This is a genomic window from Pseudomonas sp. JDS08PS003 (genome assembly GCF_045013505.1).
Classification (GTDB): Bacteria; Pseudomonadota; Gammaproteobacteria; order Pseudomonadales; family Pseudomonadaceae; genus Aquipseudomonas; species Aquipseudomonas protegens_B.
The window spans coordinates 6,709,120-6,731,264 of record NZ_CP120724.1 but is presented as its reverse complement, the minus strand read 5'-3'; the positions used below and the strand labels follow the sequence as shown (position 1 = coordinate 6,731,264).

Below are 22,145 nucleotides of genomic sequence, written 5' to 3'. Positions count from 1 at the left end.
CTGACAAGCTGGTTTGCGCTGGCGAGGGAGCAAGTTCCCTCGCCACGACAAGCGCCGCTTACTTGTCCAGTTCGTCCAGGGCTTGCTGCAGTTCCTTGCGGGACTCGGCGAGCTTGTCCTTGCGCTTGTTGATCTTCTCCGAGTCGCCTTTTTTCATGGCCTTTTCCAGGTCGGCCTGGCGCCGGCTGACTTCGTGCTTGGCTTCCAGCACCTTGTTTTCCCGATCCTTCTTCAGCGAGGCATCAGTGCAGTGGGCGGTGACTTCGCTCAGGGCGCGCTCCAGGCCGGCTTGCTGATTGCTGTTGCCATGGGCCTTGGCCTGTTCGATCTGGGTCATGATGGCTTGGCGCTTGGCGGCGCAACCGGTCAGTTGCGGTGCTTGCTCGGCGGCCAGCAGGGGCGCGCTCATCAGGCTGCACAGGGTCAGGGCAGCGAGGGATGGAAACAGTTTCATGGAAGGCTCCAAGTGAAAAAAAAGATCAAAAAATAACCAATTTAAATATTGACGCTGGTATCGGGAGTGGGTTGTTGGAACCCAATCCCGTCTGGGTGGTTCAACCTGCGCCCCAGGATGACGGATTAAAAACCATCGATACCCGCTTCACTCAAGGTGGCACGCAGGGCCAGTACCTGTGAATCACGAAAGAATGCCGTCAGTTGCGCAGCACGTTCCGCTCCTATTCCTGCTTCGTCCTGCCAGTCCTGGCTGCTTTTGCGCGCCAGGGTTTGCCATGGCCCGCTCAGGTCAGCTGAGCCACTGGGTGGCAATCCGAGGGATTTCAGCCAGCGAGGGAAGGGTTGCTGCCTTGCCCGGTGCAGGCTCTCGAGCAAACGAGAGCTGCTGCGTTTGCCGAAGCCGGCAATGTTAGCAAGCTCTGCCTGATCCAGGGTCAGCCAATCCAACAGGCCTTTGATACGCCCTGTTTCAACCAGCCTGGTCCAGGTTTGCTCGCCGATATTCTGCAGGTCCAGGCCCTGCCTGCTGCTGAGCCAGGTCAGTCGCGCGAGAAACTGACTCTCGCAACCGGGAGATGGCTGCCAGCAGCTCAAACCATGAAAGTCCTCCTGGGCCGGAGCCTGGATGGCCTGGCGTTGCGGGCTCCTGAGTACCACATCCTCCAGGCGCGGAATGGTCAGTCCGGCAAGGCTGATGGCCACTTGATCGCCGGGCACTATATCCAGTGCTCGCCAGCGTTGTAGCGAGCCGACGCTGACGCGACGGATCTGTCGGTCATCGAGGGTGACAGGCTCGACATCCAGCAAGGGGGTGATGCGTCCGGTGCGGCCGATCCGGAATCGCACCTGGCGCACATTGGCCAGGGCCTGGGCGTAGGGATATTTCCACGCGGCAATCCAATGCGGGGCTTTGGCCTGCCAGCGCTCGGCGGCCGGGCGCTGGCTCTGTCGCAGAATGATGCCGTCGCTGGCAAAGGGCAGGGGCGAACGGTACCAGTGCTCCCGCCATTGCCGGGCCTCGCTGAACCCGTTGATGGGCCGGCTGTATTCGCGGCCTTCGGCAAAGTCTAGTTGCGCCAGTTGCTCCAGGCGTTCACTCAAGGTAGCGGGGCCTTGGGGCCAGTCCCAGACAAACAGGCCGATCTGCTCTGCCTCCGCCATCGACAGGTGTTTGCGCGCCAGCCATCCGGCGACCCGGCTGCGAGCATTGAGACTGCCTGCGCGGGCCTGGATGTGTTGATCCAGTCGTTGATACAGCTCCCCTTGCAGCAGCAGATCCACGGGTTGTGGCAATTGTTTGGGAATGGCCGGGATCTGTCGGGCATTGGCGCTCCAGTCGTGGCCCAGCACCCCGTCACCTCGGCTTAATGCCTGGTGGAAGCGGCCCTGACGGTAGATCAGGGTCACGGCCACGCCGTCGATCTTGGGCTGCGCCCAAATACCTTCGCGGCCTTTTAGCCAGAGCTGTACGGCGTTGTCGTCGGGGAGTTTTTCCACTCCGGTGTGAGCAATGGGGTGAGGGATACTGCCCCGGGCGTCAAGCAACGGCCGGTCAGCAGTCACGGGTATCTGTGGGAAGCAGCGCTGCAAGTTGGCCAGGCGCTGACGGGACTGGTCGTAGAGTTCGTCGGCTACAGGCGATTGGCCGTGCCGGTGGTAGCGGGTGTCCCAGTTCTTGAGCTGTTGTTGCAGGGCGCTGATTTCCAGGTCGGCCTGGGACGTTGGCCAGTTGGGGCATTGGGCCAGGGCGGGTAGGCCTGCGAGGGCCAGAAGCAGCAGGAAGAGTCTTGGCAGCATGGGGAGCATCCTTGCTCTGATGGGCATGCGCTAAAGGCTAGAGGGGATTGGCGGCGGGCTTGGACGAAGGTGTTTGCCGGGTGTTTCATCGGGCGCCAACACTCGTCGTCAATGGCCCGGAGCCCTGTATCGACGGTTGTCGGCTGGCTTTGGAAGGAAACCTTCAGCCACAAAAAAGCCCCGCCGAGAGAGCCGGGCGGGGCTTTGGATGTTGCCAGGTGAAGCTTACAGGCCGGCAGCAGCGCGCAAGGCGTCGGCGCGGTCGGTTTTTTCCCAAGTGAAGGTGGTGAAGGTGTCCTCACCCACGGTCTTGGTTTGTGGCGCACGGCCGAAGTGACCGTAGGCCGCGGTTTCCTGGTACATCGGGTGCAGCAGGTCGAGCATGGTGGTGATCGCGTAAGGACGCAGGTCGAAGTGCTCGCGGACCAGTTTGACGATCTTGTCGTCGCTGATCTTGCCGGTGCCGAAGGTGTTCAGCGAGATCGAAGTCGGTTGCGCCACGCCGATGGCGTAGGACACCTGGATCTCGCAACGCTCGGCCAGGCCAGCGGCGACGATGTTCTTGGCGACATAGCGGCCGGCGTAGGCTGCCGAACGGTCGACCTTGGATGGATCCTTGCCGGAGAACGCGCCGCCGCCGTGACGGGCCATGCCGCCGTAGCTGTCGACGATGATCTTGCGGCCGGTCAGACCGCAGTCGCCCACTGGGCCACCGATGATGAACTGGCCGGTCGGGTTGATGTGGAACTGGGTGTCTTTGTGCAGCAGTTCAGCTGGCAGCACGTGCTTGACGATCAGTTCCATCACGCCTTCGCGCAGGTCGTTGTAGGACACTTCCGGGTTGTGCTGGGTCGACAGCACTACCGCGTCGATGCCGACCACGATGCCGTTTTCATAGCGGCAGGTGACCTGGGACTTGGCGTCCGGGCGCAGCCATGGCAGCAGACCCGATTTGCGCGCTTCAGCCTGGCGATGTACCAGCTGGTGCGAGAACGCGATCGGAGCCGGCATCAGCGCTGCGGTTTCGTTGCTGGCGTAGCCGAACATCAGACCCTGGTCGCCGGCGCCCTGATCTTCAGGCTTGGCACGGTCGACACCCTGGTTGATGTCAGGGGACTGCTTGCCGATGATGTTCATCACGCCGCAGGTGGCGCCGTCGAAGCCGACGTCGGAGCTGGTGTAGCCGATGTCGCAGATCACGTCGCGGACGATCTGTTCCAGGTCGACCCAGGCGCTGGTGGTGACTTCGCCGGCGACGATGGCAACACCGGTCTTGACCAGGGTTTCCACCGCTACGCGGGCGTGCTTGTCCTGGGCAATGATGGCGTCCAGCACCGCATCGGAAATCTGGTCAGCGATTTTATCCGGATGCCCTTCAGACACGGACTCGGAGGTGAAAAGGGAGTATTCGCTCATCTCGACGGTTTCCTAAAATTTACCGATGGTGAGTGTCGCCAGCCGGTCGCTGAAAATGGCGGACCTGGATCTGGAAACCATTACGTAAGCCTACATAGAGACTTTCCCCGGGAGTCAGTCCCGCAGCGGTGGCCCAACGAGCCAAATCATCTTGTTCGAACCCTAGCCAGAGATCGCCGCAAGCCTCTTTGGCCCAACTCTGGTTGTGGCTGCACAAGTCTGTTACCAACAGGCTACCGCCTGGTTGCAGCAATTGGGCCATCTGCTTGAGGGCTTCGGCCGGTGCGGCGAAATGGTGCAGGACCATGTTCAGCACTACGCAATCGGCCGTCAGCTGTACGCCATCCAATGCATCGGCCAGTTGCAGGCTGACGTTAGCCAATGTTTCGCGCTCACACAGCTGGCGCGCCAGTTCAAGCATTGCCGGACTGTTGTCCAGCGCGGTTACCCGGGCAAAGCGTCGGGCCAGTTCAGGGAGAAATCCACCGTCACCGGGACCCACTTCAATGGCTGTGGCCATTGGGTTGAAACTCAGCTTGTCCAGCAGCGCGAGAACACTGTCGCGGTACTGGGGCAGTCCTGCGATCAGGTCCTGCTGGGCGCGGAATTTCTCCGCCACCCGGGAAAAGAAGTCTTGGCTGGCCGCGGCCCGTTGCCGGTGCACCAGGCCGATCCGGCCCTGGACATCCACCGGCAGCCGTACCTGGTCGACTTCGTCCAGCAGGGCTGCGTGGAGCTTGCCCCCCAGAAGTTCGGTATGGGGCAGGGCACGGCGATAGAAAATCGCATTGCCTTCACGGCGGGTCGCCACCAGGCCGGCCTGGGCCAGGACCTTCAAGTGGTGACTCATGCCGGACTGGCCGATCGCAAAGATCTGAGCCAACTCCAGTACGCCGAACGAGTCGTTGCTCAGTGCGCGCAAGACATTGAGCCGTAGAGGATCGCCGCCGGCCTTGCACAGGGCTGCCAGTTCGTCGCAATCGTCATGCTCAATGGAGGGTGCGTGCAGGTTCATAGGGGCGCAGTCTAGAGGTGCCTGCAAACGCCTGCAACACCAATATCAAAAAGTTTTGATATTGGTGTTGCGGGGGCCTTTGCCAGAGCTGTTCGTTGCCTTGTCAACGAACGGCAAGCGGGTTTCTCCAGTGGATTGAGGCTTATCCATGGGAAAAACATGCCTGAGTGACTATCTGTCATTGCCCCCGCCAGACGCCTGAGGGAAAATGCAGGCCTTTTTTCCGTTTCGTTTTATTCAATCCTCAGGAGATCAGCGATGCCCAGCCGTCGTGAGCGTGCCAACGCCATTCGTGCCCTCAGCATGGATGCCGTGCAAAAAGCCAACAGCGGCCATCCAGGTGCCCCTATGGGTATGGCGGATATCGCCGAAGTACTTTGGCGTGACTACCTGAAGCACAACCCGAGCAATCCATCCTTCGCCGACCGTGACCGCTTCGTGCTGTCCAACGGTCACGGCTCGATGCTGATCTACTCGCTGCTGCACCTGACCGGCTACGACCTGTCGATCGATGACCTGAAAAGCTTCCGCCAACTGCACAGCCGCACTCCGGGCCACCCGGAATTCGGCTACACCCCAGGTGTGGAAACCACCACTGGCCCACTGGGCCAGGGCCTGGCCAATGCCGTGGGCTTCGCCCTGGCGGAAAAAGTCCTGGCGGCGCAGTTCAACCGTCCAGGGCACAACATCGTCGATCACCACACCTACGTGTTCCTGGGTGATGGCTGCATGATGGAAGGCATTTCCCATGAAGTCGCTTCCCTGGCCGGTACCCTGGGCCTGGGCAAGCTGATCGCTTTCTACGATGACAACGGCATTTCCATCGACGGCGAAGTCGAAGGCTGGTTCACCGACGACACGCCGAAGCGTTTCGAAGCCTACAACTGGCAGGTGATCCGCAATGTCGACGGCCACGATCCGGAAGAGATCAAGACCGCCATCGACACCGCGCGCAAGAGCCCGCTGCCAACCCTGATCTGCTGCAAGACCACCATCGGTTTCGGTTCGCCGAACAAGCAAGGCAAGGAAGACTGCCACGGCGCGCCACTGGGTGCCGAGGAAATCGCCCTGACCCGCGCTGCGCTGAAGTGGAACCATGGCCCGTTCGAAATCCCGGCTGATATCTACGCCGAGTGGGACGCCAAGGAAGCCGGTCGCGCCGTGGAAGCCGAGTGGGATCAGCGCTTCGCTGCCTACTCTGCGGCCTTCCCAACCGAAGCCAATGAACTGGTACGTCGCCTTGCGGGTGACCTGCCGGCGGACTTCGCCGAGAAGGCCGACGCCTATATCGCTGAAGTCGCGGCCAAGGGCGAAACCATCGCCAGCCGTAAAGCCAGCCAGAACACCCTGAACGCCTTCGGCCCGCTGCTGCCTGAATTCCTCGGCGGTTCGGCTGACCTGGCCGGTTCCAACCTGACCCTGTGGAAAGGCTGCAAGGGTGTCAGCGCTGAAGACGCCAGCGGCAACTACATGTACTACGGCGTGCGCGAGTTCGGCATGACCGCCATCATGAACGGCGTTGCCCTGCACGGTGGCCTGGTGCCTTACGGCGCGACCTTCCTGATGTTCATGGAATACGCACGCAACGCAGTGCGCATGTCGGCGCTGATGAAGCAGCGAGTGATCCACGTCTACACCCACGACTCCATCGGTCTGGGCGAAGACGGCCCGACTCACCAGCCGATCGAGCAACTGACCAGCCTGCGCACCACCCCGAACCTCGACACCTGGCGTCCAGCCGATGCCGTGGAATCGGCGGTGTCCTGGAAGTACGCCCTGGAGCGCAAGGACGGCCCATCGGCGCTGATCTTCTCCCGCCAGAACCTGCAGCACCAAACCCGTGATGCCGGGCAGATCGCCGACATCAGCCGTGGTGGCTATGTGTTGAAAGACTGCGCAGGCGAGCCTGAGCTGATCCTGATCGCCACCGGTTCGGAAGTGGGCCTGGCGGTCCAGGCTTTCGACAAGCTGACTGAGCAAGGCCGCAAGGTGCGCGTGGTTTCCATGCCGTGCACCAGCGTGTTCGATGCCCAGGATGCGGGCTACAAGCAATCGGTTCTGCCGTTGCAGGTCAGCGCGCGGATCGCCATCGAAGCTGCTCACGCTGACTTCTGGTACAAGTACGTGGGTCTGGAAGGCCGTGTGATCGGCATGACCACCTACGGCGAGTCGGCGCCAGCGCCGGCCTTGTTCGAAGAGTTCGGCTTCACCCTGGACAACATCCTGGGCCAGGCTGAAGAGCTGCTGGAAGACTAAAAAAGCACGCGGTGGCCCAGCCACCGCGATCCCTTTGTAGGAGCTGGCTTGCCAGCGATTCGCGGTCTGCCTGGCACACCGCTGATCGCTGGCAAGCCAGCTCCTACGATGGGGTGCGTATAACAAGTTCGTCTGCCTGTGCCTGATCGAGAACCCCATGCCTCAACCGCGTCCCTATAAAGTTGCACTCAACGGCTACGGCCGGATTGGTCGTTGCGTCTTGCGTGCTCTGTTCGAGCGGGGGGCTGCGGCCGGATTCGAGATCGTTGCAATCAACGATCTGGCCGACATGGCCAGTGTCGAATACCTGACACGCTTCGACTCCACCCACGGCCGGTTTCCCGGCGAGGTGAAGGTCGATGGCGACTGTCTACATATCAATGGCAACTGCGTGAAAGTGCTGCGCAGTGCCACCCCTGAAGGCATCGATTGGGCGTCCCTGGACGTCGATCTGGTGCTGGAATGCTCCGGCGCCTACCACACCCGTGAAGACGGCCAGCGTTTTCTCGACGCCGGCGCGCCGCGGGTGCTGTTCTCCCAGCCGATGGCCAGCGAGGCGGATGTCGACGCCACCATCGTTTATGGGGTGAATCAGGAGTGCCTGACCGGCGCCGAGCTGCTGGTTTCAAACGCCTCCTGCACTACCAACTGCGGTGTGCCGCTGTTGCGCCTGCTGGATCAGGCCATCGGCTTGGAATACGTGTCGATCACCACCATTCACTCGGCGATGAACGACCAGCCGGTGATCGATGCCTATCACCACGAGGACCTGCGCCGTACCCGTTCGGCGTTCCAGTCGGTGATCCCGGTGTCCACTGGTCTGGCGCGTGGTATCGAGCGCCTGTTGCCGGAACTTGCCGGGCGAATTCAGGCCAAAGCTGTGCGAGTGCCGACGGTCAACGTGTCCTGCCTGGATATCACCATGCAGACCGTGAGCGATACCGACGCCACCGAGGTCAACCGGATCCTTCGCGAGGCCGCCACCAGCGGTCCGCTCAAGGGCCTGCTGGCGTATACCGAGCTGCCCCACGCCAGCTGTGATTTCAATCATGATCCCCATTCGGCGATCGTCGATGCCAGTCAGACCCGCGTTTCCGGCCCCAGGCTGGTGAACATCCTGGCGTGGTTCGACAACGAATGGGGTTTTGCCAACCGGATGCTGGATGTTGCTGGGCACTACCTGCAGACAGCCACTCCACGCTCTGACTCTAAACTCTCTGTTTCTGAAGAACAGTAACCCAGGAATTGCGACCCATGACCGTGTTGAAGATGACCGACCTCGATCTGCAAGGTAAGCGCGTGCTGATCCGCGAAGACCTCAACGTCCCAGTCAAGGACGGTGTTGTCACCAGCGATGCGCGGATCCTGGCTTCGCTGCCGACCATCAAGCTGGCCCTGGAAAAAGGCGCGGCAGTGATGGTCTGCTCGCACCTGGGCCGCCCGACCGAAGGCGAGTTCTCCGCCGAGAACAGCCTCAAGCCGGTAGCTGACTACCTGAGCCGTGCCCTGGGCCGTGAAGTGCCGCTGGTGGCCGACTACCTGGGTGGTGTCGAGGTCAAGGCCGGCGACATCGTGCTGTTCGAGAACGTGCGCTTCAACAAGGGCGAGAAAAAGAACGCCGACGAGCTGGCTCAGCAATACGCTGCCCTGTGCGACGTGTTCGTGATGGACGCTTTCGGCACCGCGCACCGCGCCGAGGGTTCGACCCATGGCGTGGCCAAGTTCGCCAAAGTGGCCGCTGCAGGTCCCCTGCTGGCTGCTGAGCTGGACGCACTGGGCAAGGCCCTGGGCAACCCGGCCAAGCCGATGGCGGCCATCGTTGCCGGTTCCAAGGTGTCCACCAAGCTGGATGTGCTCAATAGCTTGAGCCAGATCTGCGACCAGTTGATCGTCGGCGGCGGCATTGCCAACACCTTCCTGGCCGCTGCCGGGCATCCGGTGGGCAAGTCGCTGTACGAGCCGGACCTGCTGGACACCGCCCGCGCCATCGCCGCCAAGGTCAGCGTACCGCTGCCGGTGGACGTGGTCGTGGCCAAGGAATTCGCCGACAGCGCCGAAGCTACCGTCAAGCTGATTGCCGACGTGGCCGCTGACGACATGATCCTGGACATCGGCCCGCAAACCGCGGCCCAGTTCGCCGAACTGCTGAAAACCTCCAAGACCATCCTCTGGAACGGTCCTGTAGGTGTGTTCGAATTCGACCAGTTCGGCAACGGCACCAAGGTACTGGCCCAGGCCATCGCCGACAGCGCCGCGTTCTCCATTGCCGGCGGTGGCGACACTCTGGCGGCCATCGACAAGTATGGCGTTGCCCAGCAGATCTCCTACATTTCTACCGGTGGCGGCGCCTTCCTCGAGTTCGTCGAGGGCAAGGTGCTGCCGGCGGTTGAAGTCCTGGAAGCCCGGGCCAAGGCCTGAGATTCCCGTTGGCCGGGCAAAGGAGTGTTCTGATGGTCAAGACATTGCCACTGTTGATCGCCGTGGCTTTGCTGGCGGGGTGCTCCGGCACTCCACAGGCAAAGTCGGCCGATGAGGCCGGCGAGCCGGACAAGGGCTGCTACCAGGCCGATTGGCAGGCCGAGACGGCACCGGTGATTAACAAGCGCCTGGGCCCTGAGGGTCTGGAGAAGTACGAGACACCGTCAAAGACCAGGGAACAGGGTTGCCCTTGACGGGTCGGATTGGATAACGCAACGCGCTGGGGCCTGTGGGCTGCCGGCCGAGGAACATCGATGAAAGGTTTGATCGCCGTGGCGATGCTGGGCTTGCTGGCAGGTTGCGCCAACCTGAACCTGCTCAAGTCGCCGACCACTGACAACTGGACGACCTGGACCTGTGACAGCCAGGCCCAGGTGCTCTGGCGCTACACCGACGATAGCCGCAAGGCGGTCGATGTGCGCCTGGGGGGCGACGATCAGGTTCGGCGCCTGAAGCTTGAGCCCAGTGGTTCGGGTTCGCTGTACAGCGATGACATGCTGGCGTTTCACGTCAAGGGCGAGGAGGGCCTGGTCTACTGGGTCGCCACCAACGACCTGATCGGCCGCGGCTGCAAGGCCATGTAGGTGCTGGCTTGCCAGCGAAGGCGGCCTCCAGACCTGTGCAAGGTTCAAGGCCCCTTTCGCCGGCGAGCCGGCTCCTACAGGGCTGTAGAGATTTGGTTTTAACGGATAGAGCAGGGCGGGCTGACCCCCGATCTGCAATCACTTGAATAGCAGTCGCCGCTACGGCAGGCTTGCACGATTAACGACCCTCGACCGGGAGAGACACACACAATGGCACTCATCAGCATGCGCCAGATGCTGGACCACGCAGCCGAGTTCGGCTACGGCGTTCCAGCCTTCAACGTCAACAACCTTGAGCAGATGCGCGCCATCATGGAAGCCGCTGACAAGACTGACTCCCCGGTGATCGTTCAGGCGTCGGCCGGTGCGCGCAAGTACGCCGGTGCGCCGTTCCTGCGTCACCTGATCCTGGCGGCGATCGAAGAATTCCCGCATATCCCGGTGTGCATGCACCAGGACCACGGCACCAGCCCTGACGTCTGCCAGCGCTCGATCCAGCTGGGCTTCTCCTCGGTCATGATGGACGGCTCCCTGGGCGAAGACGGCAAGACCCCGACCGACTACGAATACAATGTGCGCGTCACCCAGCAGACCGTGGCCATGGCCCACGCCTGCGGCGTGTCAGTAGAAGGCGAGCTGGGCTGCCTGGGTTCCCTGGAAACCGGCATGGCCGGTGAAGAAGACGGCATCGGCGCCGAAGGCGTGCTGGATCACAGCCAGATGCTGACCGACCCGGAAGAGGCTGCGGACTTCGTCAAGAAGACCCAGGTCGACGCCCTGGCCATCGCCATCGGTACCAGCCACGGTGCCTACAAGTTCACCAAGCCGCCTACCGGCGACGTGCTGGCCATCGACCGCATCAAGGAAATCCACAAGCGCATCCCCAATACCCACTTGGTGATGCACGGTTCTTCGTCGGTTCCGCAAGAGTGGCTGGCGATCATCAACCAGTACGGCGGCGACATCAAAGAAACCTACGGCGTGCCGGTTGAAGAAATCGTCGAAGGCATCAAGTACGGCGTGCGCAAGGTCAATATCGACACCGACCTGCGCCTGGCGTCCACCGGTGCCATGCGTCGTCTGATGGCCACCAACCCGAGCGAGTTCGACCCGCGCAAGTTCTTCGGTGCCACCGTAACCGCCATGCGCGACGTGTGCATCGCGCGTTACGAAGCCTTCGGTACTGCCGGCAACGCTTCGAAGATCAAGCCGATCTCCCTGGAAGCGATGTTCCAGCGTTACCTCAAGGGTGAGCTGAACGCCAAGGTCAACTAAGCCTTAGCGTCATCCGGAAAGCCCGCAGCGATGCGGGCTTTTTTGTGCCCGCAATTCCCGCCTCCTACAGGTGGCCGAGGTGTTTTTTTTGTAGGAGCTGGCTCGCCAGCGAAGAGGACCTTTGGGATTGCGCTGTGTTCAAGGGCGCCTTCGCCGGCAAGCCGGCTCCGACAGGTGGTCGAGGTGTTTTTTTTGTAGGAGCTGGCTTGCCAGCGAAGAGGGCCTTTGGGCATGCGCTGGGCTCAAGGGCGCTTTCGCCGGCAAGCCGGCTCCTGCAGGAGAAGGGGGTCAGATTTTGTTGTGGTCGATATCCAGCTTGGAGAAGGTCACTTTGCCGCCCTCGCTGGTGTAGCCGCTGTTGTCCTGGACATAAACCCCTGCCTTGAAATACAGCGGCTTGTCGCGCCAGGTGGCGCTCAGCTGGCCATCCCATTGATAGCCTGCCGCACTGATCCCCAGGGCGCCACCGGGACTCAGATGAATCAGGTAGGAAAATTCACGATCCAACGGCACGTTCTTGGCGAGGGTAATGACCCGGCCTTCGTCGTCATCCGGACGCATGCGCACCTTGGCCACGATATTGCCGCTGCCTTTGCTGGCCTTGTACTGGTACTCCACTTTCACCAGGGGCTTGGTGCTGTTGTAGGCATGGATCTGGCCAACGACGATCTTGCCCGTCGAGGGCACCTGTTTCACCGCCAGGGTGGCGTACAGCAGGTTGTCGGCTTCGGGATAGGTCCAGTTGCGCAGGTTGCCGTTGGAATAGGTTTCCCGCAGCTCGGTGCGTGGGTAAATGGCGTTCTCGGTTTTCGAGCCGGTGACCGGTGACCAGAAGAACAGGGTGCCGCTGTCGGAGTGGAAGTACTGGTCCTTGAAGCCTTTGACCAGGGTTGGGGTGTCAATGGTTGCCGGTGGGCTGCCGACGGGAACGCTGAGGTTCCAGGTTGCCAGATCGATCATGGTGAGGGGTCCGCAAGGATAGGTCTGGAGCAGGTCGCCGAGGGCTTTAGCCTGCGCTTCTTCGGGCGTCTTTATAGCGCAGAACTGATGCCGGGCGAGGTCCGTACGGCGGATATATGACGTCAGCAAAATGTCGAAATGCCATCTTTCCCGGTTTTTATGAGGCAAAACTGTGACCGTTAGTCGGGAGCCGGTGCCATTGGTGGAGTGATGGCGTGATGGCAGCTTCTGCTTTTGAAGAACCGGGTCTAGAGTGAGTCCACAGTTTTAGTCAGGTTTTCTCACCCGTTCAGTCTTATTACAGACAAGAGAAGCAGCATGGAATGCGTGCACCCGGAGGTAGCCGAAGGCCACTCCACTCTCCTGATCGTTGATGACTATCCTGAAAATCTCCTAAGCATGCGCGCGTTGTTGCAGCGTCAGGACTGGCAGGTGATGACCGCTGCCTCCGGTGTCGAGGCCCTGGGCCTGTTGCTCGAGCATGAAGTGGATCTGGTGCTGCTGGATGTGCAGATGCCCGGGATGGATGGTTTTGAGGTGGCTCGCCTGATGCGCGGCAGCCAGCGTACCCGGCTGACACCAATCATCTTTCTCACCGCGAACGAACAGTCCCAGGACGCCGTGATCAAGGGCTATGCCAGTGGCGCGGTGGACTACCTGTTCAAACCCTTCGATCCGCAGATCCTCAAGCCCAAGGTCCAGGCCCTGCTGGAGCACCAGCGCAATCGCCGGGCCCTGCAGCACCTCAGCCATGACCTGGAGGTGGCGCGAGCGTTCAATGCCTCGGTGTTGGATAACGCCGCCGAAGGCATCCTGGTGGTGGACGAGGGCGGCCATGTGCGCTTCGCCAATCCAGCGGTTTCGCGCTTGCTCAATGCCCAGGTGAAAGATCTGGAAGGCTCGCCCTTCCTCGACTATCTGCAAAAGCCCCACGTCCCCGACTGGAACGAATCCGAACTCTATGCCTGCTACCGCCGGGGCGAGACCTATCGTCTGCATGATGCCCTGTTGCGTACCGTCCCCGGTCAGCAGCTCAGCGTGGCCCTGTCCTGCGCGCCCCTGCCCAGCGAGCAGAAGGCCATGGTGGTGACCTTGCTGGACATGTCCGAGGTACGACACCTGCATCAACAGCTGGAGTACCAGGCCGTTACCGATCCGCTGACGGGCCTGCTCAACCGGCGCGGTTTCTATCAGACGGTGGAGAACATCCTGCTGCGCAGCGATCGCTCGGGAAAGTCTCTGGTCCTGCTCTATCTGGACCTGGATGGCTTCAAGCGGGTCAACGACTCCCTGGGGCACGATGCCGGCGACCGGGTGCTGCGCTGGGTCTCCGAACAGTTGAAGGAATGCCTGCATTCGTTCGACATTCTCGGGCGCATGGGCGGCGACGAGTTCACGGCCCTGCTGGAGCTAAGCTTCCCGGAGCAAGCGGCAAAGATCGCCGAGAAGCTGATCGAGCGCCTGTCCATCAGCCAGCAAATCGATGGCATGGAGGTGGTGCTGGGAGCCAGCATTGGCATCGCCATCTACCCTGACTGCGGTTCCAATCTGGAAGGCCTGTTGCGGGCAGCGGATATCGCCATGTACGAGGCCAAGCGTGCCGGCCGTCAGCAATACCGTTACTACGATCATGAAATGAACGGCCGTGCCCGTTCCCGGCTGATGCTTGAAGAAAGCGTGCGCAGCGCGGTGGAACGCAAGGAGTTCACCCTGGTGTATCAACCCCAGGTGGCCATTGCCGATGGCCGCTTGCGGGGATTCGAGGCGTTGCTGCGCTGGCGGCACCCGAGTGTCGGCGATGTACCGCCGGGGCTGTTTCTACCGTTGCTGGAAGAGGCGCGGTTGATCAGCCGCCTGGGCAGCTGGATCTATCAACAGGGGGCCGCTCAGCGCAAGGATTGGGAGCAGGTGTTCAGCCCGGACCTGGTGCTGGGGGTCAGCCTCAGCGCTACTCAGTTCGGCATGCCCAACCTGGTTACCGAACTGCGCCAGGTGCTGTTGCGCCATGGCCTGCAGCCTCGTCAGCTGGAGGTGGAGGTTACCGAGGCGGCACTGACCCAGAACCTGGACGAGACCCGCAAACAGTTGCAACAGCTGCATGAACTGGGGGTGCGGGTCGCCCTGGACGATTTCGGTTCAGGCAGTTGCTGTTTGGCGTACCTGCGCGACCTGCAGTTGGACACCCTCAAGCTTGACCGGCACCTGATCGCTCGCCTGCTCACTTCGCCGCGAGATGCCGCCATCGCCCGCAGCGTAATCGACCTGTGCAAACAGTTCGGCCTGCTGGTGATTGCCGAAGGCGTGGAAACCCTCGAACAATACGAGTGGCTCAAGGCCAACGGTTGTGAATACGTGCAGGGTTTCCTGGTGGCTCGCCCCCTGACTGCCAACAGTGCCAGCCAATTTGCCCAGCCTTTTGACTGGAGCGCGTTGCCGGCCTGAATTCGCTACACTGGCGCTCTTTGCACCTTGCGTTGCCCCTTCATGACTGCACTCAAATACCTCCAGGCCTACCCCGTCGCCCTGCAACAGCAGGTGCGCCAGCTGATCGACGAAGATCGCCTGGGGGACTACCTGAGTCGGCGTTATCCGAACAAGCACGCGGTGCAGAGCGACAAGGCGTTGTACAGCTACGCTCTGGAGCTGAAGCAGGAGTACCTGCGCAACGCCCCGGCCATCGACAAGGTGCTGTTCGATAACCGCCTGGACCTGACCCACCGCGCCCTGGGCCTGCACACCACGGTGTCACGGGTGCAGGGCGGCAAGCTCAAGGCCAAGAAGGAGATCCGCATCGCCTCCCTGTTCAAGGAGGCGGCGCCGGAGTTCCTGCGGATGATCGTGGTGCACGAGCTGGCGCACTTCAAGGAGTCGGACCACAACAAGGCGTTCTACAAGCTCTGCGAGCATATGCTGCCGGGCTATCACCAGCTGGAGTTCGACCTGCGGGTCTACCTGACCTGGCGCGACCTGCATGCCAAGGCGGGAGCGGCGGATTAGTGCTTAGTGAAAGGGAGTAGGCGATGGATGTAAGCAAGACCAAGAGCAGTTTCTACCGCCGCCTGTATGTGGCGTATCTGATCGACAGCGGCCTGGCCAGCAGTGTGCCGGCGCTGACCGAAGTCACGGGCATGCCTCGACGCACGGCCCAGGACACCATCGCCGCCCTGGCGGACCTGGATATCCTCTGCGAGTTCGAGCAGCAGGACGGCGCCCGCAATCATGCCGGGCGCTACCGGATCCATAGTTGGGGTGCCATCGACAAGGGCTGGATCGAGCCCAATCTGCGGCAAATCAAGACGGTGCTGGGTTATCCCTGAGTCTCAGGCCCGGCGCATGCCGATATGGGGAATGCCGTCTTCCAGGTACTCCTCGCCCGCGACGATGAAGCCGTAGCGTCCGTAGTAATCCTGTAGATGGGCCTGGGCCGAGAGGTAGATCGGGGTTTCTGGCCAGTGTCGTTGTGCCTGTTTCAGCGCCTGCTCCATCAGGGCATGGCCCAGGCCCTGGCCACGGGCCTGTTCGGCGATCACTACGCGGCCGATCACTACGTCGCCGCCCTGGGAGATCGGGTCCAACAGGCGCAGATAGGCCAGCAGGCGGTCGTCGTCCCAGGCCATCAAGTGGCAGGTATCGCCTTCAAGATCGCGGCCGTCCACTTCCTGGTAGGGGCATTTCTGTTCCACGACAAAGACTTCGGTGCGCAGTTGCAGGATGGCGTACAACTGTTCCTTGCCCAGATCGGTGTGATGCTTGCAGACCCATTCGATGGTCATCTTCATATCCTGTAGAAAGTGCTGCGCGAAATACTAAGCACATCGCCGCGGGATGTCTTGTCGAGCATTACCAAGAGGCTGTTTCTGTGAGTTAGGTCAAAATGCCACCATTGTTGTTACTGGCATTTGTCTTCTTTGTGTAATCTGTTTTCAAGTCCTGTACAGCGGTATTGATGAGCTAATGTTAGGAGCTGGGCTGCCCTGTCGAATACCGGTAGGGGCCCTCGAGTGTCGGCTGGAACGCGCTGGGCCCTAGGCCCGCTAAGGATCTTTTAGCATGCTGCGATTGCATCGAGCTTTGGCTTTGATCGGATTGCTGTTGCTGGGCCAGAGCGCTTCTGCAGAGAAGCTGCGACTGGTCGCTGACGCCTGGCCCCCCTTTACTGACGCGACCCTGGTCAACGGCGGGGTGGCCACCGATATCGTCAGCACTGCCCTGTCCCGTGCCGGCTATGCCAGCGAGTTCGAACAGGTGCCCTGGGCCCGAGCCCTGCTGGGTATTGGCGAGGGGCGCTACGACGTGCTGGTCAATGCCTGGTACAACGAAGAGCGCACCCAATTGGGGCAGTTCTCCTCGGAGTACATGCTCAACCGGGTGCGCTTCATCAAGCGCAAGGACGCTCCGCTGGAATACAGCAACCTCAAGCAACTGCATGAGTACCCGGTGGCGGTGGTACGTGGCTACGCCTACTCCCCTGAATTCGACAATGACCCGGACCTGCAGAAGGTGCCGGTGCACAACTTCGCCATGGCGGTGCGCATGCTGGCGGCGGATCGGGTCAAGCTGACCCTGGAAGATGAATACGTGGCGCGTTACTACCTGGCTCGGGAATCACCGCGGGTGCGCAATGCCGTGGAGTTCCTGCCCAAGCCTCTGAGCGAGAACAGCCTGCATATTCTGGTCAGCCTGAAGAACCCCGAGCACGCGCAGATCGTGGCCCGGTTCGACCAGGAAATCGCCGCCATGAAGGCCGACGGCAGCTACGACCGCCTGCTACGCCAGCACGGTATGTAACCGAACAGGGGCTGGCTTGCAGGAGCTGGCTTGCCAGCGAACGCGGCCCTGAATGTGGGGTAAGTCCTCAGGCCTCTTTCGCCGGCAAGCCGGCTCCTACGCTTCTGCGGTGTCGCTGGTGTCTTTGATCAGGTGTGCCGCCAGGGTCCGTAACGGGCCTAGCTGGCGGCAGATCAGCGCCAGCTGGGTCTGCACCAGGCGCTGGCCTTCGTCGATTTCATCCGGCATCTGCTCCAGTTCATTGGCCAGTGCTTCCTCTGCATCGCTCTGGATGGCGATCGGGGTCTTGTCGGCCAGGCCCTGGGCAATCTCGTCGATGCTCGCCGCCAGGCTGACCCCAGCACCGTTGATCAGGTGCTCGCGGACTTCCCCCGGCAGTTGGGTTTCCCGGTGCGCGCCCAATCCCGACAGGTAGCTGAGCAGGGTGTGGGACAGCACCAGGAAGCGGAACCCCACGTCTGCCTCCTTACGGAAGTGCCCCGGCTCCATGAGCATGTTGGCCAGGGTGGTGGACAGCGCCGCATCGGCGTTGTGGGCGTTGCGCCGGGCCAGGCGATAGGCCAGGTCGTCGCTCTTGCCGGCGGCGTACTGCTGCATGATCTGCCGCAGGTAGATGCTGTTGCAGGTCAGGGTATTGGCCAGCACCTTGTTCAGGCGCCGGCCCTGCCAGTCCGGCAGGAACAGGAACACCGCCAGCCCGGCGATCAGACTGCCCAGCAGGGTATCGAACAGCCGCGGCAGGAACAGCCCGTAGCCGTCGCCCACCTGGTTGAAGCAGAACAGCACCATCAGGGTGATGGCGGCCGTGGCCAGGGTGTAGCGGGTGGTGCGGTTGGTGAAGAACACCACCCCGGCGGCGATGGCGAACAGCGACTGCACCAAGGGGCTCGGGAACAGGTCGAACAGCGCCCAGGCGATGGTCAGGCCGATGGCGGTGCCGATGATCCGCTGCCCCAGCTTGCGCCGGGTGGCGCCGTAGTTGGGCTGGCAGACGAACAGCGTGGTGAGGATGATCCAGTAGCCCTGGGAAGGGTGGATCAGATGCACCATGCCGTAGCCGATACTCAGCGCCAGGGGCAGGCGCAGTGCATGGCGGAACAGCAGCGAGGTCGGCGTCAGCTGGGTGCGCAGCCGAGTCCAGACATCCTTGAGGTTGCGCGGCGAGCGGTCCAGCAGGCTGCTGTCGGTGGCATCGGCCAGGGCGTCGGGGTTGCTGGCGTCGCTGAGCAGTCGGTCGAGGGTGCCGAGGTTGGCCGCCAGGGCGCGTAGCGAGCGCAGCAGCCCGCGCCAGGCCGGATTGCTCTGGATGCGCAGGTGTTCCAGGGAGGCGTGCAGGTCACCCAGGGCTTGGGCAAAGCTGGCGTCATAGACGAACGGCTGGCGCAGCTGGATGGATTCCGCCAGGGCGCGGCAGGCCTTGCCCTGCTGGCGCAACAGGCGCTGGCAGCGGAACAGCACGTCGCTGTGGAAGAAGGCGTCGGTCAGGGCGTTATAGGGGTAGTGGGACGAACTGGCACGCTCGTGGATGTCCTGGGCAAGGAAGTACAGCTTCAGGTAGCGGCTGACTTTCGACCCCGGCCGGCCATTGCCCACCCGGTGCAGGATGATTTCCTTGGCGGCGTTGAGGGCGGCCACGACCTTGCCATTTTGCTGGGCCAGCTCCAGGCGCCGGGCTTCCACATCCAGCTGGCGGATCGGCTCGAACAGGGATGACTTGAGCTTGAGGTAGAAACCCAGCTCACGGAACAGCCGGGCCAGGCTCTGCTGCACCGGCTGGTTGGAGAACAGCGCTTGCCACAGCACCGAGAGCAGGCCATACCAGGCCGCGCCGGCTACCAGCAGCAGCGGCTCGTGCCAGAAGTCGAGCACCGCGCCACCGCGCTGGTCGACGCCGATCATGGTGTAGACCGAGAGAATCAGGGTCGCCGAGGCGATGGCGCCGTAGCGCTCCCCCAAGGCCCCGAGCATGGTCAGGCCGAAGCTGGCCAGGGCCAGGGCAATGGCAAAGATCCAGGGATAGGGGAACAGCAGTTCCACCGACAGCGCGGCGATGCTGAAGCACACCAGGGTCACGGCCAGGGCGTTGAGCCGGCCTTGCCAGCTGTCGTCGGTTTCCGCCAGGGCGCTGGCGATGATGCCGAGGAACAGCGGAATCAGCAGGCCCATTTCATCCTGGTACCAGCACAGCGCCATGCTGCCGGTCAGGGCGATGAACACCCGCACGCTGTAGCTGAATTTATCCAGCGCCCAGAGACGGCGCAGGGACTGACGAAAAGAGGTCGATGACATGGAGTGGGACAGGCCTTCCGGGGCGATGCAGCTAAATTGAGCCAGTATTGACGACGGCGCAATGCCGCCGTCACATCCGATAGCAAATTCTGTTCCCACCCAGAAACTGGAGAAGCGAGGACGCGCCCCTCGCTCCTACGTGCGCATCAGGCTCAGACGTACTGGGCCGCCGCGTAGCCCGAGGCCCAGGCCCACTGGAAATTGAAGCCGCCCAGGTGGCCGGTGACGTCCAGCACTTCACCGATGAAATACAGCCCCGGGCTTTTCAGGGACTCCATGGTCTTGGACGAGACCTCACGGGTGTCGACGCCGCCCAGGGTCACTTCCGCGGTGCGGTAGCCCTCGGTGCCCGCCGGTACCAACTGCCAGCTGCCGAGTTTTTGCGCTACGTCCGCCAGCTCGGCCGGGGTGTACTGCTTCATCGGTTTGGAGACGAACCAGTGATCGGCCAGCAGGCCCGCCATCTTCTTGGTGAAGATTTCCCCCAGGAGTGTCTTGAGCTCGCTGTTGGGGCGCTCGGCCTGCTGTTGTTGCAGCCAGCCCAGGGCGTCGTGGTCTGGCAGCAGGTTGATCTCGACGCTGTCGCCGGGCTGCCAGTAGGAGGATATCTGCAGGATCGCCGGGCCGCTGAGGCCGCGGTGAGTGAACAGGATGTTCTCGCGGAAACTCTGGTCGTTGCAGCTCACCAGACAATCCACCGAAGTGCCCGACAGCTCGCCGCACAGCTCCTTGAGCTGGTCGGTGATGGTGAAGGGCACCAGGCCGGCGCGGGTCGGCAATAGTTCATGGCCGAACTGCCTGGCCACCTGATAACCGAAACCGGTGGCGCCCAGGGTCGGGATCGACAGGCCTCCGGTGGCGATCACCAGGGACTGGCACTGCACCTGGCCCAGGGTGGTCTGCAGCAGATAGCCCGACTCCAGCTTCTCGATCTGCTGGATCGAGGTGTCCAGGCGCAGGTCCACACCCACTTGATCGCATTCATCGAGCAGCATGCCGAGGATGTCGCTGGACTTGTTATCGCAGAACAGCTGACCGAGTTTCTTCTCGTGGTAGGGCACGCCGTGCTTGGCCACCAGGCCGATGAAATCCCACTGGGTGTAGCGAGCCAGGGCCGACTTGCAGAAGTGCGGGTTCTGCGAGAGGAAGTTGGCCGGTTCGGTGTACATGTTGGTGAAATTGCAGCGGCCACCGCCGGACATCAGGATCTTCTTGCCGGCCTTGTTGGCGTGGTCCAGCAACAGCACCTGGCGTCCGCGGCCGGCCGCGGTCAGCGCGCACATCAAGCCTGCGGCGCCAGCGCCAATGATCACGACTTCGGTAGAACGCAAAACGGTGTCCTCTTGATGGGGCGCGACAAAACAAACTGTGGGAGCGAGCCGGCTCGCTCCCACAGGGGATCTCCTTTGGATGGAAGATCAGTTACAAAACACGCACGCGCAGCGAACGGCCCTTGATCTTGCCGTTGTTCAAACGCTGCAGCGCCTGCATGACCACGGTGCGTTCAACCGCCACATACGACTGGAAGTCGAAGATCGCAATCTTGCCGACCTGGGCGCCCGGGATGCCGGCGTCGCCAGTCAGTGCACCGAGAATATCGCCCGGACGCACTTTGTCCTTGCGCCCGCCAGCGATGCACAGTGTGCTCATCGGTGGCTGCAGCGGGGCGCCGCCCTGGGACTTGAGGTTGTCGACCTGATCCCAGTTCAGCGGGGCTTTCTGCAGCTGTTCGATGGCTTGCGCGCGATGGGCTTCGGACGGTGCGACGAGGCTGACCGCGATACCTTTTTCGCCAGCGCGACCGGTACGGCCAACGCGGTGAATGTGGATTTCCGAATCGCGGGCCAGCTCGACGTTGATCACCATGTCCAGCGCATCGATGTCCAGGCCACGGGCGGCCACGTCGGTGGCGACCAGTACCGAAGTACTGCGGTTGGCGAACATCGCCAGCACCTGATCGCGGTCACGCTGTTCCAGATCGCCGTGCAGGCCGACGGCGGAAATGCCTTTGGAGGTCAGGTGATCGACGGTTTCCTGCACTTGCTGCTTGGTGAAGCAGAAAGCGACGCAGGAAGCCGGGCGGAAGTGGTGCAGGACTTTGGTCACTGCGCTCATGCGTTCTTCCGGGGAGATCTCGTAGAAACGCTGTTCGATCTGCGTGTCGTCGTGGAACGCTTCGGCTTTCACCGTCTGCGGATCACGCATGAATTTCGACGCCAGTTGCTTGATGCCCACCGGGTACGTGGCGGAGAACAGCAGGGTCTGCCGGCGCGACGGGGTCTTCTCGATGATGTCTTCGATAGCGTCGTAGAAACCCATGTCGAGCATGCGGTCGGCTTCGTCGAGGATCAGCGTGTTCAGGCCATCAAGCACCAGCGAACCCTTGCGCAGGTGTTGCTGGATACGCCCCGGGGTGCCGACGATGATGTGCGCGCCGTGTTCCAGGGAAGCGATCTGCGGGCCGAAGGACACGCCGCCGCACAGGGTCAGGACCTTGATGTTGTCTTCGGCCCGGGCCAGGCGCCGGATTTCCTTGGCCACCTGATCGGCCAGCTCGCGAGTCGGACAGATCACCAGGGCCTGGCAGCCGAAGTAGCGCGGGTTGATCGGGTTCAGCAGGCCGATGCCGAAGGCGGCGGTCTTGCCGCTGCCGGTCTTGGCCTGGGCAATCAGGTCCATGCCCTTGAGGATCACCGGCAAGCTCTGCGCCTGGATCGGCGTCATCTGGGCATAACCGAGGGAGTCGAGGTTAGCCAGCATGGCGGCGGACAGGGGCAAAGTATTAAAAGCGGTGGCGATGGTGGTCACGGGACTGGCCTGCAAAACAAAAT

Annotated in this window: 19 protein-coding genes; 10 read left to right on the top strand and 9 right to left on the bottom strand. The window is 62.1% G+C overall.

Going from position 1 to position 22,145, the window contains the following annotated elements; genetic code table 11:
- Positions 1 to 58 precede the first annotated feature (58 nt).
- From P7C00_RS30085 to P7C00_RS30070, 4 genes are all read right to left on the bottom strand, one after another.
- Positions 59 to 454: a DUF1090 domain-containing protein gene (locus P7C00_RS30085; RefSeq protein WP_346633203.1), complete on the bottom strand. Its 396-nt coding sequence runs from the start codon at positions 452 to 454 to the stop codon at positions 59 to 61.
- A 125-nt stretch (positions 455 to 579) separates the two neighbouring features.
- Positions 580 to 2,253 carry an NAD-dependent DNA ligase LigB gene (gene ligB / locus P7C00_RS30080; protein ID WP_404937834.1) on the bottom strand — a complete coding sequence of 558 codons (1,674 nt, stop codon included), beginning with the start codon at positions 2,251 to 2,253 and terminating at the stop codon, positions 580 to 582.
- Positions 2,254 to 2,478: 225 nt separating this feature from the next.
- Positions 2,479 to 3,669 (bottom strand): methionine adenosyltransferase, encoded by a 1,191-nt coding sequence (gene metK / locus P7C00_RS30075; protein ID WP_110594377.1) that lies wholly within the window; start codon positions 3,667 to 3,669, stop codon positions 2,479 to 2,481.
- Positions 3,670 to 3,688: 19 nt separating this feature from the next.
- On the bottom strand, positions 3,689 to 4,684 hold the full coding sequence (locus P7C00_RS30070; protein WP_346633200.1) for a metalloregulator ArsR/SmtB family transcription factor: 996 nt from the start codon (positions 4,682 to 4,684) through the stop codon (positions 3,689 to 3,691).
- A 258-nt stretch (positions 4,685 to 4,942) separates the two neighbouring features.
- Here P7C00_RS30070 and tkt point away from each other — a divergent pair, with 258 nt between their 5' ends.
- From tkt to fba, 6 genes are all read left to right on the top strand, one after another.
- Positions 4,943 to 6,940 (top strand): transketolase, encoded by a 1,998-nt coding sequence (gene tkt / locus P7C00_RS30065; protein WP_346633199.1) that lies wholly within the window; start codon positions 4,943 to 4,945, stop codon positions 6,938 to 6,940.
- A 157-nt stretch (positions 6,941 to 7,097) separates the two neighbouring features.
- Complete coding sequence (epd, locus tag P7C00_RS30060; protein WP_346633198.1) at positions 7,098 to 8,177, top strand: erythrose-4-phosphate dehydrogenase; 1,080 nt, start codon at positions 7,098 to 7,100, stop codon at positions 8,175 to 8,177.
- Between the two features lie 17 nt (positions 8,178 to 8,194).
- On the top strand, positions 8,195 to 9,358 hold the full coding sequence (locus P7C00_RS30055; protein WP_265577614.1) for a phosphoglycerate kinase: 1,164 nt from the start codon (positions 8,195 to 8,197) through the stop codon (positions 9,356 to 9,358).
- 32 nt (positions 9,359 to 9,390) lie between these two features.
- Positions 9,391 to 9,612, top strand: coding sequence for a hypothetical protein (locus P7C00_RS30050; RefSeq protein WP_346633196.1), 222 nt, complete (start codon positions 9,391 to 9,393; stop codon positions 9,610 to 9,612).
- 60 nt (positions 9,613 to 9,672) lie between these two features.
- Entirely contained in the window at positions 9,673 to 10,002 is a 330-nt protein-coding gene (locus P7C00_RS30045; protein ID WP_011063956.1) for an MliC family protein, read from the top strand.
- 210 nt (positions 10,003 to 10,212) lie between these two features.
- Complete coding sequence (gene fba / locus P7C00_RS30040) at positions 10,213 to 11,277, top strand: class II fructose-bisphosphate aldolase (protein WP_003229012.1); 1,065 nt, start codon at positions 10,213 to 10,215, stop codon at positions 11,275 to 11,277.
- Between the two features lie 288 nt (positions 11,278 to 11,565).
- On the opposite strand, the gene P7C00_RS30035 is transcribed toward fba, so the two are convergent.
- Positions 11,566 to 12,237, bottom strand: a complete 672-nt coding sequence (locus tag P7C00_RS30035; RefSeq protein WP_346633195.1) for a polysaccharide lyase family 7 protein — start codon at positions 12,235 to 12,237, stop codon at positions 11,566 to 11,568.
- Between the two features lie 318 nt (positions 12,238 to 12,555).
- On the opposite strand from P7C00_RS30035, the gene P7C00_RS30030 reads away from it, so the two are divergent.
- The 3 genes from P7C00_RS30030 to P7C00_RS30020 are packed head-to-tail and all read left to right on the top strand — an operon-like array spanning position 12,556 to position 15,554.
- On the top strand, positions 12,556 to 14,679 hold the full coding sequence (locus P7C00_RS30030) for an EAL domain-containing protein (protein ID WP_346633194.1): 2,124 nt from the start codon (positions 12,556 to 12,558) through the stop codon (positions 14,677 to 14,679).
- Between the two features lie 42 nt (positions 14,680 to 14,721).
- Entirely contained in the window at positions 14,722 to 15,234 is a 513-nt protein-coding gene (locus P7C00_RS30025; RefSeq protein WP_346633193.1) for a M48 family metallopeptidase, read from the top strand.
- Between the two features lie 23 nt (positions 15,235 to 15,257).
- Positions 15,258 to 15,554 (top strand): helix-turn-helix domain-containing protein, encoded by a 297-nt coding sequence (locus P7C00_RS30020; RefSeq protein WP_102862029.1) that lies wholly within the window; start codon positions 15,258 to 15,260, stop codon positions 15,552 to 15,554.
- A gap of 3 nt (positions 15,555 to 15,557) precedes the next feature.
- On the opposite strand, the gene P7C00_RS30015 is transcribed toward P7C00_RS30020, so the two are convergent.
- Positions 15,558 to 16,010, bottom strand: coding sequence for a GNAT family N-acetyltransferase (locus tag P7C00_RS30015; RefSeq protein WP_102862028.1), 453 nt, complete (start codon positions 16,008 to 16,010; stop codon positions 15,558 to 15,560).
- A 277-nt stretch (positions 16,011 to 16,287) separates the two neighbouring features.
- Here P7C00_RS30015 and P7C00_RS30010 point away from each other — a divergent pair, with 277 nt between their 5' ends.
- The gene (locus tag P7C00_RS30010; protein ID WP_346633192.1) at positions 16,288 to 17,025 is read left to right on the top strand and encodes a transporter substrate-binding domain-containing protein; all 738 of its coding nucleotides are present in this window, start codon (positions 16,288 to 16,290) and stop codon (positions 17,023 to 17,025) included.
- Positions 17,026 to 17,121: 96 nt separating this feature from the next.
- Here P7C00_RS30010 and yccS read toward each other — a convergent pair whose 3' ends face one another.
- From yccS to dbpA, 3 genes are all read right to left on the bottom strand, one after another.
- Positions 17,122 to 19,314, bottom strand: coding sequence for a YccS family putative transporter (gene yccS / locus P7C00_RS30005; RefSeq protein ID WP_346633191.1), 2,193 nt, complete (start codon positions 19,312 to 19,314; stop codon positions 17,122 to 17,124).
- Between the two features lie 152 nt (positions 19,315 to 19,466).
- The gene (locus P7C00_RS30000) at positions 19,467 to 20,645 is read right to left on the bottom strand and encodes an NAD(P)/FAD-dependent oxidoreductase (protein WP_346633190.1); all 1,179 of its coding nucleotides are present in this window, start codon (positions 20,643 to 20,645) and stop codon (positions 19,467 to 19,469) included.
- A 91-nt stretch (positions 20,646 to 20,736) separates the two neighbouring features.
- Entirely contained in the window at positions 20,737 to 22,074 is a 1,338-nt protein-coding gene (gene dbpA / locus P7C00_RS29995) for an ATP-dependent RNA helicase DbpA (RefSeq protein ID WP_346633430.1), read from the bottom strand.
- Between the last annotated feature and the right edge of the window lie 71 nt (positions 22,075 to 22,145).

What these genes read in the sequence shown, in the direction of transcription:
- P7C00_RS30085 (WP_346633203.1), bottom strand. Translation starts at nt 454, where the DNA reads ATGAAACTGTTTCCATCCCTCGCTGCCCTGACCCTGTGCAGCCTGATG.
- ligB (WP_404937834.1), bottom strand. Translation starts at nt 2,253, where the DNA reads ATGCTGCCAAGACTCTTCCTGCTGCTTCTGGCCCTCGCAGGCCTACCC.
- metK (WP_110594377.1), bottom strand. Translation starts at nt 3,669, where the DNA reads ATGAGCGAATACTCCCTTTTCACCTCCGAGTCCGTGTCTGAAGGGCAT.
- P7C00_RS30070 (WP_346633200.1), bottom strand. Translation starts at nt 4,684, where the DNA reads ATGAACCTGCACGCACCCTCCATTGAGCATGACGATTGCGACGAACTG.
- tkt (WP_346633199.1), top strand. Translation starts at nt 4,943, where the DNA reads ATGCCCAGCCGTCGTGAGCGTGCCAACGCCATTCGTGCCCTCAGCATG.
- epd (WP_346633198.1), top strand. Translation starts at nt 7,098, where the DNA reads ATGCCTCAACCGCGTCCCTATAAAGTTGCACTCAACGGCTACGGCCGG.
- P7C00_RS30055 (WP_265577614.1), top strand. Translation starts at nt 8,195, where the DNA reads ATGACCGTGTTGAAGATGACCGACCTCGATCTGCAAGGTAAGCGCGTG.
- P7C00_RS30050 (WP_346633196.1), top strand. Translation starts at nt 9,391, where the DNA reads ATGGTCAAGACATTGCCACTGTTGATCGCCGTGGCTTTGCTGGCGGGG.
- P7C00_RS30045 (WP_011063956.1), top strand. Translation starts at nt 9,673, where the DNA reads ATGAAAGGTTTGATCGCCGTGGCGATGCTGGGCTTGCTGGCAGGTTGC.
- fba (WP_003229012.1), top strand. Translation starts at nt 10,213, where the DNA reads ATGGCACTCATCAGCATGCGCCAGATGCTGGACCACGCAGCCGAGTTC.
- P7C00_RS30035 (WP_346633195.1), bottom strand. Translation starts at nt 12,237, where the DNA reads ATGATCGATCTGGCAACCTGGAACCTCAGCGTTCCCGTCGGCAGCCCA.
- P7C00_RS30030 (WP_346633194.1), top strand. Translation starts at nt 12,556, where the DNA reads ATGGAATGCGTGCACCCGGAGGTAGCCGAAGGCCACTCCACTCTCCTG.
- P7C00_RS30025 (WP_346633193.1), top strand. Translation starts at nt 14,722, where the DNA reads ATGACTGCACTCAAATACCTCCAGGCCTACCCCGTCGCCCTGCAACAG.
- P7C00_RS30020 (WP_102862029.1), top strand. Translation starts at nt 15,258, where the DNA reads ATGGATGTAAGCAAGACCAAGAGCAGTTTCTACCGCCGCCTGTATGTG.
- P7C00_RS30015 (WP_102862028.1), bottom strand. Translation starts at nt 16,010, where the DNA reads ATGACCATCGAATGGGTCTGCAAGCATCACACCGATCTGGGCAAGGAA.
- P7C00_RS30010 (WP_346633192.1), top strand. Translation starts at nt 16,288, where the DNA reads ATGCTGCGATTGCATCGAGCTTTGGCTTTGATCGGATTGCTGTTGCTG.
- yccS (WP_346633191.1), bottom strand. Translation starts at nt 19,314, where the DNA reads ATGTCATCGACCTCTTTTCGTCAGTCCCTGCGCCGTCTCTGGGCGCTG.
- dbpA (WP_346633430.1), bottom strand. Translation starts at nt 22,074, where the DNA reads ATGCTGGCTAACCTCGACTCCCTCGGTTATGCCCAGATGACGCCGATC.